Source organism: Arthrobacter sp. N1 (assembly GCF_048288285.1).
Lineage (GTDB): Bacteria > Actinomycetota > Actinomycetes > Actinomycetales > Micrococcaceae > Arthrobacter_D.
The window spans coordinates 323715-336636 of sequence record NZ_CP102608.1; the positions used below are offsets into that span (position 1 = coordinate 323715).

Here is a 12922-nt window from a genome sequence, read left to right on the forward strand (position 1 = left end):
ACCCGGCGGGCAGTGCGGCGGAGGGCGGGCTAGTGCCCGGTGACGCCGAGCAGGGAGAGCAGCGAGCTGCGGAGCGCGCCGAGATCCGCGGAGTTGCGGTCCCGTGGCCGGGCGCCCGGGACGGTGACGAGCTCCGTGATCGTGGAGCCCTCGCGTGCGTCGTCGTGGCCGTCGTCGTCGCGCCCGAGGACCAGGATGCGGTCCGCGAGCTGGAGGGCCTCGTCGACGTCGTGCGTCACGAGCAGCACCGTGGTGGGCTGCGCGCTGTGGATGTCGAGGAGGAGGTCCTGCATCCGGAGGCGCGTCAGCGCGTCGAGTGCCCCGAACGGTTCGTCCAGCAGCAGGACGCCGGGATTGCGGGCGAGGGCCCGTGCCAGGGAGGTGCGCTGCGCCATGCCGCCGGAGACTTCCCGTGGACGGTGCTTCGCGAAGGCGTCGAGGCCCACGAGCTTCAGCAGTTCGAGGACCTTCGCCTTGCCCGCGCTGGCACTCGAGGACTTGGGCAGTCCGATCGCCACGTTGGCCTGCAGTGTGTGCCACGGCAGCAGGCGCGGTTCCTGGAAGGCCACGGCGCAGCGTTCGTCGATCCCGGAGACGGGCGTGCCGTCGATGAGGACCTCGCCGCTGTCCGGCACGTCGAGTCCCGCGGCGGCCCGCAGGAGCGTGGACTTGCCGCAGCCGCTCGTGCCGAGGATGGCCAGGATCTCGCCCGGCTCCACCTCCACCGACACGTCCCGGAGGACCGCGCGGCGGCTGCCTGCGGCACCGAAACTCCGACCCAGGCCGGAGAAGTGCACGCCGAGGGCCTGCTTGGAGGTGGTGCGGGTGGTGCCGGGTGCCAGAACTGCAGTCATGGTGTCTCCATCGGTCCTGGCGGTAGCACCCTACGGACCGGGCCTTCGCCACCGCGGAGCGGTGGTTCCCAGGGCTCGGACCTCGCTATCGCCGCGCGTCCGGGGGATGCACGACGACCAGGGTTGCTGCGGCTTCACTGATCCAGGTCTCTCGGCCGCTCGGGATGGTCACTCCCATGAAACGCCCGCGGCACGGCAGGAGCAAAATAGGGCATGTAACAAAGGCTGTAACAATCCCCGCGCGGGCTCGACGCATCGGAAAGAGGCACATGGCACACCGGAACGATCCAGCCGTGATCGGCAGGCTCCTGGGCGAGCACGGGCGGTGGGCCGTCGTCGGGCTGTCGAACAATCCGCGGAGGGCTGCCGTCGGGGTGTCGAGGTTCCTGATGGACAGGCTCGGGATGGAGGTGGTCCCGGTGAGCCTCAAGGGCGACGACGTCCACGGGCAGAAGGGCTATACGCGCCTCGCTGACGTCCCGGGAAGCATCGATGTCGTCGACTGCTTCGTGAACTCGAGCCGGGTCGGCGCGGTCGTCGATCAGGCGATCGCCGTGGGGGCGCGTGCGGTGTGGCTGCAGCTGGGGGTCATCGACGAGGACGCCGCCCGTCGGGCCGCGGACGCCGGGCTCGAGGTCGTCATGGACACCTGCCCCGTCATGGAGGCCCCCGCCCTGGGGCTGTAGCGCCCCTGACTCACATGCGCTGGTACTTCGAGCGCACCACCATGAACACGCCGTAGGCCATGAGCCCGAGTGCGACGGCGCCGAGCAGCCACGTCCCGAAGGGCTGGTCCCGCAGGGACTTCAGTGCGCCGTCCAACCCGGTGGACTGCTCCGGGTTGTTCGTGACCGTGGCGACGAGGATCAGCACGCCGAGGACCCCGAGCGCGAAACCCTTCGCCACATAGCCCACGGTGCCGAGCGCTGTGACCGCGGTGCCGATCCCTCCGGTGGGCAGGCCGGAGAGCTTCCTGCGGAAACGGCGCGTCGCCCCGCTGTAGATGAAATAGCCGCCGACGACGAGGATACCGACACCGACCGCGAAGAGGAGCGCCACGCCGGCCGGCTGCGCCATGAGGGACGCACTGAGTGAACTGCTGGAGCTGCTGCTGTCGCTCGACCCGCCAAGCGCGAACTGCCCGAAGGTCGCACCGATGACCGCGTACACCACGGCCTGGCCACCGTTCTTCGCGCGGGCCGTCAGCTTCTCCTTCCCGCTGAGCGCGCGGACACCGAAGAAGATCTCGCTGAGGAAGAAGAGGGCGAGCGCGATGCAGCCCAGGAAGCAGAACCACAGCAGTGCGGTGCCCCCGGGACTGCCGGCGAGCTGGCCGATGGCTCCGCTCTGGTCGGCGCTCCCCGATCCGCCCGCCGCGAGTCCCAGCGCGATCACGCCGATGACGACGTGCAGGATCCCCGCAGCGACGTAGCCGGCGCGGGCCGCGAGTTCGAAGCCCTTCGAGTCGGCTGCTTCCTCCGCGGCGTCCGAGGCCCGGTCCATCGCGTCACCGTTCCCGCCCCCCGCGCTCCTGCCCGACGTCGTCCCTGATGCCATGGTGGTCCCGCCTTCCTGGTGGCGCGGCGGGGGATGTCTCGGATGAGTCCCGCCGGTCCGGACCTCATCCTGCCACTGCTTCCCCGGGATGGGGAGCCACGGCGGGTGGTCCGCCCCCGGGCCGTCCGGCCCGCGACCGGCGCGGTGGTCCACTAGGTTGGGTCCGGGGCGGCGGCCGGCACGGCACCGCACACCGACGGAAGAGGATGCCATGGAGCAGTTCACGTACGAGGAGCGCGGCGCGACCGATCGGCCGTTCCCCGACTCGCTGGAGGGCGGCTGGCCCTCCGGGTACACCGTGATGGTCGAGTCCCGCGAGATCGCCACCGACGATCCGTCCGCATCGTTCATCGCGCTGACCGAGGGCATCCTGGCGTGGGAACTGCACCGGGGTGCCGGGCTCACTATGGATTCGCCCGTCGAACGGGCCGAGCCCGGGGCGCACGTCATCTCCGGATTCGGCCTCGGGCGAGCGCGCATCAAGGCACCGTGCCGCGTGATCTGGTCCAGGGCACCCCAGCTCGACGGCGCCGGCAGGGCGGTACCCGGCCAGCGGGGCGGCTTCGGGTACGGAACGCTGCCGGGCCACCCCGTGCGGGGCGAGGAGGGTTTCTACGCCGAACTGACGGCGGACAACCGGTTGCTGTTCATCTGCTCCGCCTACAGTGTCCCGGCCGGCCCCCTGTTCCGGCTCGCCGCGCCGGTCACCCGTCTGACGCAGCGCTACGTCCTCTCGCGCTACGTCGCGGCGGCACGGGCACTGGCCCGTCTCGGCTAGGCCGGACCTGCCCAGGGCTTGTCCGGCAACCCGTCCGGCGGCCGGGCCGCAATCACACCAGGACGAGGAGCCCGAGCAGGGCGATCAGGGGAGGCAGGCCCTGGATCGCCGCCGGGCGGGCGAGCTTCCTGTTGCCGAGGATCAGCACGAGCGCCGCAGCGAGCATGGAGCCCGTGGACAGGACGATGAACCCGAGCCCGATCGCCGCGGCTGTCACTCCGCCGAGGAGCATGAGGACGACGCCGGCCAGCGCGCCGACCGCGAGGAACAGATTGTAGAAGCCCTGGTTGAAGGCGAGCGGCTGCGTGGTCTCCGCATCCTCCTGGCTCGCGATCCCGAAGACGCGCCACGTCCGCTCCAGCCGCCAGCGGACCGACTCCAGGACGAAGATCAGGACGTGGACGAGCGCGGCGGCGACGGCGGCCACGGCGGTCAGGGGCGGGAGCGGCAGGGGTTCCATGCGTCAGAGCGTACGTGGCCTGATCGGCCTTCGAGCGGGCGGAGGCGCAGGACTTCTGGCCGAATCGGATCCGAAACGGGAACGTAACCACCGGCGCATAGCTTGTGAAGCTCCACGACCCGGAAGAGGTTCAGCATGGATGACGCAGTGGGGCAGCAAGCGGCCGAGGTACTCGCCGACGGATTGGGCAGGCGGAGATTCATGGGGGTGGTGGCGGCGCTCGGCACCCTGTCCGCGGCGTCGGTCGCGGGGGCACCCTCTGCGCTCGCAACCGCTCCCGGAGGCGGCGTCGTCGTGCCTGCCAAGGCTCCTGACGCCCCGGGGAAGCCGCCCGGCAAGGGTGGGCCCGGCGCCGACGTCCTGCAGCCCGGACGGGGGCGGATCACGGGGGACAGCTACCTCTCGTCCACGCCGGACGAGGTGCTGTGGGGGTACGTGCCCACGGTGCACGCCACGCCGGTGATGACCATCCGGTCCGGGAGGACCGTGACCATCGACGCGCTCTCGCACGAGGGGATCCTCGAGGACCAAGGGCGGGATCCGCTCGAGTACTTCGGGTCGCTGGGCGTGGACAGATCCTCCGTGCTGACGGACGCCGTCGAGATCGCGGCGGGCTACCGGCGGACCCAGCGGCGGTTCGACGTGGACGGGCCGCACATCGTGACGGGTCCGATCGCCGTCGAAGGTGCCGAACCGGGGGACGTGCTGAAGATCGAGACCCTGGACGTGGTGCCACGCGTCCCGTACGGCGTGGTCTCCAGCCGGCACGGCAAGGGCGGCCTGGCATCACTCCCGGGCCCCGCCGCACCCGCCGGCATCACCCTCGACGAGGTCATGCCACCGGTGGCGACCGACAACCGCGCATCGGGTGTGCCGACCGACTACGGGAACGTCTCGGTGTTCACCAGGATCGAGAAGGGCAAGGGTGTGATGACGAGCGGGGACATGGAGGTCCGGTTCCCCCTGCGGCCCTTCATGGGGATGATGGGCGTCGCCTTCGCCGAGGCCGAGGGACTGACGGCCCCCGAGGCCAATTCGGTTCCCCCCACCCTCGGCGGGGGGAACATCGACATCCGGCACCTCGGTGCAGGCTCCACTTTCTACCTTCCGGTGCGGGCCCCGGGCGGACTCTTCTACGTCGGGGATCCGCACATGGGCATGGGCGACGGCGAGGTGGCCCTCACTGCGATGGAAGGGTCCCTCCGCGGGACCTTCCGCCTGACGGTCTGCAAGCCGGGCTCGGGCGATGCGCCGTCCGTCGCCTACTCCTATCCCTTCGCGGAGACCAAGGACGCGTGGATCCCGATCGGCCTGTCCGATCCGGACGGTCTCGCCGGCGGAGGAGTGTCGAGCGACCTGGACGTCGCGATGCGCCGCGCCGTCGTGAATGCCCTGGACTTCCTCGAGCACGATCGCGGCATGGACCGGGCCATCGCCTACGCGTACCTGTCCGCCGCGGCGGACTTCGCCATCTCGCAGGTGGTCGACCGCACCGTCGGCGTCCACGGACTGATCGCGAAGGCGCACTTCGGCTGACACCGGAGGCACGACGGGAGGCGCCGGAGGGCGGTACCCCTGTCCCTCCGGCGTGCCGCGCTGCAACGGAATCGGCCGACGTTACGCCCGATGCCAAACCGTTACATCCAGGACCACCCGGTCCATTGCCCACGGCACCGATCACGCCTAGGTTGAAAAGTACAGCGATCGCCCAGCCCATCCTCAGGAACCTCTGGGCTTGGGGCAGGACCACCCGATCGGCGGACCACGGTTTTCTGCAGGCGGCGCCCTCCCCGGAGGACGCCGCCTGCTTGTGGCGCCGCAGGCTGCGCCGTCGGGAATGGCCCGGGGGAATCTACGTGTTTTCAGGAGACGCGCACACATGATCGTTGCAAAAAAATGGGTTGCTGCCGGATCGACGGCCACCCTTCTCGCCGGTGGACTGTTCCTCGGCGCTCCGATGGCAGCAGCCGCACCCGGTGATGCCGCCTGCCTGCAGGCGTCCACGCAGTTCAACGCTGCTCTCGGCCTCGCCGGGATCGACGTCACCTTCGTCAACCAGTTCGAAGCCGCGACGGCCGCCGTCGTGACCACGGCGGCGGAGTACGAAGCCATCGCCCTGTCCCTCAACATCGACGCCCTGCTCGCGGATGCCGAGACGACGAACATCGCTGCCGAGGACGCACAGGTCGCCGTCGAGCTCGCACAGGTCGCCGTCTCGGAAGCGCAGATCGCCGCAGACGCTGCGTCGGCTGCCGCCGCCGCCGCACTCGTGGCCGCCGGCGACGCCCAGGCCGATGTCGATGCCGCAGTGACTGCTGTCGGTGTTGCGATCGACGCATCCGATCCGGTGGCCTACCCGGATGTGGCGACGGACCCCGCGGTCATCGCTGCCCGCGCCGACCTCGAAACCGCCGAGGCCGCGCTCGTCACTGCTGACGCTGCAGTCGTCGACGCTGATAGCGCAGTCGTCACGACCGGCACCGCTCTTGCCGAAGCCGGCGTCGCGCTCGACGCGGCAGCAACTGCGGAGACCGCCGCCGTCGAGGCCGCGATCGTCGCTGCTGCTGCAGCGGACGCCGCGCTGAACGACTCGTCGTTGCTCGCCGCGGAGGCGAACCTCGAAGCAGCCAGCGCCGAAGCCGAGCGCCTCGCGCTTCAGCTGAGCAGCGATCCGGCCGTTGCGGCGGAGCTCGTCGAACTGTTCAAGGCGTTCCTCGCTGCCTGTGACGCCGGTGCCATCGGCGTCACCCCGGTCGCCCCGGTCGCCCCGGTCGGCGTGTCCGCGCCCACCACCTCGGCTCCCGGCGTCAAGGGTCCTACCGGCACCAACAAGGGCCTCAACGTGCAGACCGCCGTCACTACCGAGGACAACAGCCCGGCTGTCGCACTCATCGCGGCACTGCTGGCGGTCGGTGTCGCGGTTCCCGTGGCGACCGCGGCCCGCATGCGTCGTCTGGAGCGCGCACAGCGCTAGTACACTGGCTGTCCCGGTGCGGGTCGCGGTCTTCCGACCGCGCCTCCCGCACCGGGACAGTGCACCCTCCCTCTTCCAACCCGAGGACAGCGCAGCACATGGTCCAGCACCGCAGTCCCGACGTAGCCCCCGGTGACGAGCCCGGCGCCCCCGCACCGGAACCCGCCAGGCGGACGTTCGGGAAGCGCTGGCTCGCCCTGCCGCTCGTCGCGGCTGCCGGCCTGGCGATCGCCGTCTCGGTCATGCCCCCGGAATCCGCCGGAGCCCCGACCGCAGCGGCGTCGTCCACGGCCGCTCCTTCCCTCTCGGCATCGGCATCGGCAGCGCCATCGGCCATCGTTCCCGCGCCGGCCCCCGTCGAGACGTCACCTCCTGCCGTCGATCCTGGACCGGCGGCCGCCCAGCCTACCGGCCTGTCCTTCCCTGCAGCCGCGATCGACATGGCCGTTCTCCCGCTCACCCCGAGCGAGGAGGACCTCTCGTCCCAGAGCCTCGTGCCGCCGCTGACGACCGACGCCTACTGGATCAGCTCATACGGTGTCCCGGGTGCCGGATCGGTCAACACCACGTACATCGCCGGCCACAGCTGGGACGGCAAGGACGCACCCTTCAACCGGCTCAGCGACGAGTCGCTCGTGGGCCAGGAGTTCACGCTCGCCACGCAGACAGGCAGCATGACCTACGTGGTGGACTCGGTCATCACCCACGACAAGGACACCCTGAAGGACAGCGATATCTGGAACATCGTGCCCAATCGGGTGGTGCTCATCAGCTGCTACACCGAGGACCCCTGGGGCAAGAACGTCGTGGTCACGGCCATGCCGAAAGCTGCCTGACAGGATTCTCCCCGGCACGGAGGAGGCCCCCACCCGCGAAGGGTGGGGGCCTCCTGTGCTCACCCGGTGCGTGCCTACTTCCTGCCCTTGCCCGGCTTGACCGCTGTCGTCGTGCACGAGGCGTCCCACTCTGTCACCGGAACCACCGAGGTGCACCGGAACAACGACGGGTTGAGGTTCTGGGGCGACTGCCAGGCCTTGACGGCCTGCTCGAAGTCGTAGGCGAAGCCCAGCAGGTCCTCCTCGCTCCATGCGGTCCCGAGGAAGACGACGCCGGAGGGGCGCCGGTTGGCCTCGGTGTAGCCGGACGGCACGATCACCGACGGGTAGCCGGCCCGCGCGCCGACCCCCACGGTCGCCGAGTTGGAGACGATCGCGTCGAGGTCGTTCGTGGTGAGGAGCGTGTCGATCGCCGCGCGGCTCTCTGCCAGTCCTGTGTCCCTCGCCGCGACGTACTGCGACTCCTGCACCGGGTCGTCCAGGTCCACGGCCTCGGAGGCGGTGAGCAGCGTCTGCCCGAACTTCAGCGCCGCCGGAGCATTCGCGGTGTTGTACGCGATGATGTCGCTCAGCGTGTCCATCGGAGCATCCTCGGGGAGGCGCGCCAGGTAGGCGTTCAGGTCACGTTCGAACTCCAGGGTGAGGATGCTGGGTGCCGCGCTGCCGCCGACCGTCACGGGTACCAGGGTGGCACCCTGCGCCCGGAGCTGGTCCAGCGCAGCGGTGTAGACGGGGTCGGTGGTGCTCGCGACGTAACCGAGCCGCCGACCCTCGAGCGCGGTGTCGCTGAGGGCCCCCGTGAAGTCGACGTCGTCGCTCGGGTTCGCCGCCGTCGCGGGGTCCTCGGGATCGATGCTGGTCATGGCCGTCAGGAGGGCCGCGGCGTCGTACACGGACCTGGTCATGGGTCCCGCGGTGTCCTGCGTCGCCGAGATCGGGATGATGCCGGTCCTGCTGGCGATGCCGACGGTCGGTTTGACGCCGACCAGCGAGTTGGCGCGAGCGGGACTGAGGATCGAGCCGGAGGTCTCCGTGCCGATGGTCAGGGTGGCCAGGCCGGTGGCGCCTGCCGAGCCCGATCCGGCGCTCGAGCCGCTCGGCGTCTGGCTCACGTCGTAGGGGTTGAGGACCTGGCCGCCGAGGGAGCTGTACCCGGCGGGCATCCCGCTGGTCATGAAGTTCGCGAACTCGGTGAGGTTCGTCTTGCCGATGATGATGGCACCGGCCTTCCTCAATTCCGTGACCAGCGGGGCGTCCGCAGCCGGATAGGAGTTCGCGAGGGCGACCGATCCCGCGGTGGTCGGCATGCCGGCGACGTCGATGTTGTCCTTCACGAGGACGGGCACCCCGTGCAGGGGGCCGCGCACGGTGCCCTTCTTGCGCTCCTGGTCGAGGGCCTTGGCTTCCGCCAGGGCGGAGGGGTTGATCGACCGCACGGAGTTGAGGTGCGGGCCGTCGATGCTGAGGGCCTGGATCCGGTCGAGGTAGGCCTGGGTCAGCGTCTCGGACGTGAAGCTGCGCGCCGCGAGTCCTGCCTGCACCTCGGCGACACCGGCGGTGCTGAGGTCGAGGGGAAGCGGCTTCGGCGCGGCGACCGCCGGACCGGGTCCCGCGACGACGGCGGCGGCGAGCAGCCCGGTGGCGAGGCCTGCGGTGACGCGCCGGGTACGGGGCCGTGCGGAGGGGATCGTGAAGGGCATTCTGGTGTCCTCTGTCGGAGTGATGGATCCGGCCCGGAACGACGCTGTGGGAGCGCTCCGAGCAGTCCTGTCATCCCAGCAGGGCCGCGTTTCCGGAGCGCCGCGCTCGCGTTACGCGCCGGTTACGCCGACAGCCACCTCCACTCCTTCGACGCCTTCGACGCCTTCGACGGCTCCCGCACCGGTCGTCGTCCGGCTCGGCGGGCCACCTCCGGGGCGGCCGGCGGGACTCCCCGCCGGCCGGGACCCTAGCCGAAGTGCTTCGGCAGTGTGCCCTCGTGCGCCTCGCGGAGCTGGTCGATCGGCAGGTTGAAGTAGCCCTGCACGTCGAGCGCCTGGTTCTCGGTGTCCACCACGCCGATCCGGATGGTCGGGAAGTTCCGCGCTGTGCACATGTCGTTGAAGCGGACCTCCTCCGAGCGGGGGACCGCGACGACCGCGCGTGCCTGGCTCTCGCTGAACAGTGCCGTGAAGGCATCGATCCCGTCGCGCTCGCACAGTTCGTCGAGGCCGATCCGCGCGCCGACGCCGAAGCGCAGCGCCATCTCGCTCAGTCCTGCCGCGAGCCCGCCCTCGGAGAGGTCGTGGGCGCCGTCGATCATGCCGTCGCGTGAGCAGTTCACGAGGATCGCGGCGAGGGTCTTCTCCGCCGCGAGGTCCACCACCGGCGGCTGTCCGCCGAGGTGCCCGCGCAGGTTGGCCCACTCGGAGCCGTCGAGCTCGTCCGCCGTCGTCCCCAGCAGGTAGACGGCCTGGCCGTCCTCACGCCAGCCGGAGGGCGTGCGGCGGGCGACGTCGTCGAACACGCCGAGCACGCCCACCACCGGGGTGGGGTGGATGGCGATGCCGCCGGTCTGGTTGTACAGCGAGACGTTCCCGCCGGTCACCGGGACGCCGAGTTCCTGGCAGGCGTCGGCGAGGCCGCGGACCGTCTCGGCGAACTGCCACATGACCTCGGGGTCCTCGGGGGACCCGAAGTTCAGGCAGTCGGTGACGGCGAGGGGCTCGGCGCCCGACGTCGCCACGTTGCGGTACGCCTCCGCGAGGGCCAGGCGCGCTCCCTCGTAGGGGTTGAGGTAGGAGTAGCGTCCGTTGGCGTCCGTGGAGATCGCGACGCCCAGGCCGGTCTCCTCGTCGACCCGGACCACGCCCGCGTCGTCGGGCATGGCGAGAGCCGTGTTGCCCTGCACGTAGCGGTCGTACTGGTCGGTCACCCAGTCCTTCGAGCACATGTTCGGTGATGCCATGAGTTCGAGGACGGCCGCGCGGAGGTCCGTGGGCCGCTCGGCGGCGAAGCCGTTCGCCTGGACGCCGTCGAGCCACTCGGGGCGGTGGTAGGGCCGCTCGTAGACGGGACCCTCGTGGGCCACGGTGCGGGGATCGACGTCGACGATCTTCTCGCCGTCCCACTCGATGATGAGGCGGCCCGTGTCGGTGACCTCGCCGAGCCAGGAGTACTCGACGGCCCACTTGTCCATGATGGCCTCGAAGTCCGCGACGTTCCCGGGCGTGACGACGGCCATCATGCGCTCCTGCGACTCCGACATGAGGATCTCGCCGGGGGTCAGGGAGGGGTCACGCAGTAGCACGTTGGTGAGCTCGACATGCATGCCGCCGTCGCCGTTGGAGGCCAGCTCGGACGTCGCGCAGGAGATCCCCGCGGCGCCGAGGTCCTGGATGCCCTCGACCACGGAGGCCTTGAACAGCTCGAGGCAGCACTCGATCAGCACCTTCTCGGCGAACGGATCGCCCACCTGCACGGCCGGGCGCTTGGACGGCTTCGAGGAGTCGAAGGACTCCGACGCGAGCACGGAGGCGCCACCGATCCCGTCGCCGCCGGTGCGGGCGCCGAAGAGGACCACCCTGTTGCCGGCGCCGGAGGCGTTGGCGAGGCGGATGTCTTCGTGCCGCAGGACGCCGACGGCAAGGGCGTTGACCAGCGGGTTGCCCTGGTAGACGGAGTCGAAGACCACTTCGCCGCCGATGTTCGGCAGGCCGAGGGAGTTGCCGTAGCCGCCGATGCCCGCGACGATCCCGTGGACGAGGCGCGCGGTGTCCGGGTGGTCGATCGCGCCGAAGCGCAGCGGATCCATGACGGCGACCGGGCGGGCGCCCATCGAGATGATGTCGCGGACGATCCCGCCGACCCCGGTGGCCGCACCCTGGTAGGGCTCCACGAAGGAGGGGTGGTTGTGGCTCTCCACCTTGAACGTCACGGCCCAGCCGTCACCGATGTCCACCACGCCGGCGTTCTCGCCGATGCCCACGAGGAGGTGCTCCTTCATGGCGTCGGTGACCTTCTCCCCGAACTGCCGCAGGTGCACCTTGGAGGACTTGTAGGAGCAGTGCTCGCTCCACATCACCGAGTACATGGCGAGTTCGGCGCCGGTGGGACGGCGGCCGAGGATCTCCTCGACCCGCTGGTACTCGTTCTCCTTCAGGCCGAGCTCGGCCCACGGGAGCGCCTGGCCGGGCGTGGCCTCGGCGTTCGCGACGGTGTCGATGTTGAACCTACGGGACGTCTCTGCAGTCACTTAGCCCACCAGTTTCTTGAGTACCGAGGTGAAGATGCCGAGCCCGTCGGTGCCCCCGCGGACGCCGACCTCGCCGCGTGCGGAGGAGTCGGGGCCGAAGCCCGCCTCGACGGCGTGCTCGGGGTGCGGCATGAGGCCGACGACGTTGCCTGCCGCGTTCGAGATGCCGGCGATGTCGCGGCGCGAGCCGTTCGGATTGCCGTCGACGTACCGGAACACCACGCGGCCCTCGCCCTCGAGCTCGTCGAGCGTGCGGTTGTCGGCCACGAACTGCCCGTCCTGGTTCTTCAGCGGGATGACGATCTCCTCACCCTGGCCGTAGTCGGAGGTCCAGAAGGTACCGGCGTTCTCGACGCGCAGTCGCTGGTCCCGGCAGATGAAGTGGAGGTGGTTGTTCTTGATCATGGAACCGGGCAGCAGGTGCGCCTCGGTGAGGACCTGGAATCCGTTGCAGATGCCGAGCACGGGCAGGGCGTCGGCGCCGCCGGAGGCAGCAGAGGTGATCTGCTCCATCAGCGGGGCGAAGCGGGAGATCGCGCCGGCGCGGAGGTAGTCGCCGTAGGAGAAACCACCGGGGATGATGACGGCGTCCACGTTCCGGAGGTCGTGGTCGCCGTGCCAGAGGTGGATGGCGCTGCCGCCCGCGAGGCGGACGGCCCGGACGGCGTCGCGGTCGTCGAGCGAGCCCGGGAAGGTGACCACACCGACGGTCACGCCGTTCAGCGGGCTGTCACCATTGGTCGAGGCGACGGGCTGCGGCCCGCCGATGAGGGGCGTCTCGAGGCCTGCGGCGGTCACTGGCCGTCCTCCTCGATGACCTCCACGCGGGTGACATCCTCGATGACCGGGTTGGACAGCAGCGTCGTCGCGGCGTGGCGCGCCTGCTCGAGGACCTCTTCGGTCACCTCGCCGTCGACGGTCAGTTCGAAGCGCTTGCCCTGGCGGACGCCGGCGAAGCCGGTAAGGCCGATCCGGGGAAGGGCTCCCGCGATCGCCTTACCCTGCGGGTCGAGGATCTCGGGCTTGGGCATGACGTCGACAACGATCCGGGGCATCCGGCAACTCCTGTGCGTGAGCGGCAAGTGCTGGGGGTTCCAGCATTGAATGCAGGAGCCCGGAAGTGCCGTCTCACGCCGTGTCCGAGGGACCGTCCTGAGGACTGTCCGGGATGACACCGGCGCTCCGCGAGCTTGCCCGACAAGTCTACCGGGAACCGGAGGGCGCCCTGG

General features: G+C 70.3%; 12 protein-coding genes. 5 read left to right on the plus strand and 7 right to left on the minus strand.

Annotated features, from left to right (window positions below):
• Nucleotides 1–29: 29 nt before the first annotated feature.
• Nucleotides 30–854 carry an ABC transporter ATP-binding protein gene (locus tag NVV32_RS01605; RefSeq protein WP_422391133.1) on the minus strand — a complete coding sequence of 275 codons (825 nt, stop codon included), beginning with the start codon at nucleotides 852–854 and terminating at the stop codon, nucleotides 30–32.
• A gap of 269 nt (nucleotides 855–1123) precedes the next feature.
• On the opposite strand from NVV32_RS01605, the gene NVV32_RS01610 reads away from it, so the two are divergent.
• Entirely contained in the window at nucleotides 1124–1540 is a 417-nt protein-coding gene (locus NVV32_RS01610; protein ID WP_422391134.1) for a CoA-binding protein, read from the plus strand.
• A 10-nt stretch (nucleotides 1541–1550) separates the two neighbouring features.
• Here NVV32_RS01610 and NVV32_RS01615 read toward each other — a convergent pair whose 3' ends face one another.
• Nucleotides 1551–2411 carry a DUF1206 domain-containing protein gene (locus NVV32_RS01615; protein WP_422391135.1) on the minus strand — a complete coding sequence of 287 codons (861 nt, stop codon included), beginning with the start codon at nucleotides 2409–2411 and terminating at the stop codon, nucleotides 1551–1553.
• A gap of 211 nt (nucleotides 2412–2622) precedes the next feature.
• Here NVV32_RS01615 and NVV32_RS01620 point away from each other — a divergent pair, with 211 nt between their 5' ends.
• Complete coding sequence (locus tag NVV32_RS01620; protein WP_055765402.1) at nucleotides 2623–3189, plus strand: DUF1990 family protein; 567 nt, start codon at nucleotides 2623–2625, stop codon at nucleotides 3187–3189.
• 52 nt (nucleotides 3190–3241) lie between these two features.
• On the opposite strand, the gene NVV32_RS01625 is transcribed toward NVV32_RS01620, so the two are convergent.
• Nucleotides 3242–3649, minus strand: a complete 408-nt coding sequence (locus NVV32_RS01625) for a DUF1304 domain-containing protein (RefSeq protein WP_422391136.1) — start codon at nucleotides 3647–3649, stop codon at nucleotides 3242–3244.
• 135 nt (nucleotides 3650–3784) lie between these two features.
• Here NVV32_RS01625 and NVV32_RS01630 point away from each other — a divergent pair, with 135 nt between their 5' ends.
• From NVV32_RS01630 to NVV32_RS01640, 3 genes are all read left to right on the plus strand, one after another.
• Nucleotides 3785–5185, plus strand: a complete 1401-nt coding sequence (locus tag NVV32_RS01630; RefSeq protein ID WP_422391137.1) for an acetamidase/formamidase family protein — start codon at nucleotides 3785–3787, stop codon at nucleotides 5183–5185.
• 343 nt (nucleotides 5186–5528) lie between these two features.
• Nucleotides 5529–6623, plus strand: a complete 1095-nt coding sequence (locus NVV32_RS01635) for a hypothetical protein (protein WP_422391138.1) — start codon at nucleotides 5529–5531, stop codon at nucleotides 6621–6623.
• Between the two features lie 98 nt (nucleotides 6624–6721).
• Nucleotides 6722–7459, plus strand: a complete 738-nt coding sequence (locus NVV32_RS01640; RefSeq protein WP_422391139.1) for a class F sortase — start codon at nucleotides 6722–6724, stop codon at nucleotides 7457–7459.
• A gap of 74 nt (nucleotides 7460–7533) precedes the next feature.
• Here NVV32_RS01640 and NVV32_RS01645 read toward each other — a convergent pair whose 3' ends face one another.
• The 4 genes from NVV32_RS01645 to purS all read right to left on the minus strand — a co-directional run bounded on the left by NVV32_RS01645 (nucleotide 7534) and on the right by purS (nucleotide 12748).
• Nucleotides 7534–9159, minus strand: a complete 1626-nt coding sequence (locus tag NVV32_RS01645; protein WP_422391140.1) for an amidase family protein — start codon at nucleotides 9157–9159, stop codon at nucleotides 7534–7536.
• A 248-nt stretch (nucleotides 9160–9407) separates the two neighbouring features.
• On the minus strand, nucleotides 9408–11693 hold the full coding sequence (gene purL / locus NVV32_RS01650) for a phosphoribosylformylglycinamidine synthase subunit PurL (RefSeq protein ID WP_422391141.1): 2286 nt from the start codon (nucleotides 11691–11693) through the stop codon (nucleotides 9408–9410).
• On the minus strand, nucleotides 11694–12491 hold the full coding sequence (gene purQ / locus NVV32_RS01655) for a phosphoribosylformylglycinamidine synthase subunit PurQ (protein ID WP_055765383.1): 798 nt from the start codon (nucleotides 12489–12491) through the stop codon (nucleotides 11694–11696).
• The gene (gene purS, locus NVV32_RS01660; protein ID WP_422391142.1) at nucleotides 12488–12748 is read right to left on the minus strand and encodes a phosphoribosylformylglycinamidine synthase subunit PurS; all 261 of its coding nucleotides are present in this window, start codon (nucleotides 12746–12748) and stop codon (nucleotides 12488–12490) included. The genes purQ and purS overlap by 4 nt, the downstream gene beginning before the upstream one ends.
• Nucleotides 12749–12922: the final 174 nt, after the last annotated feature.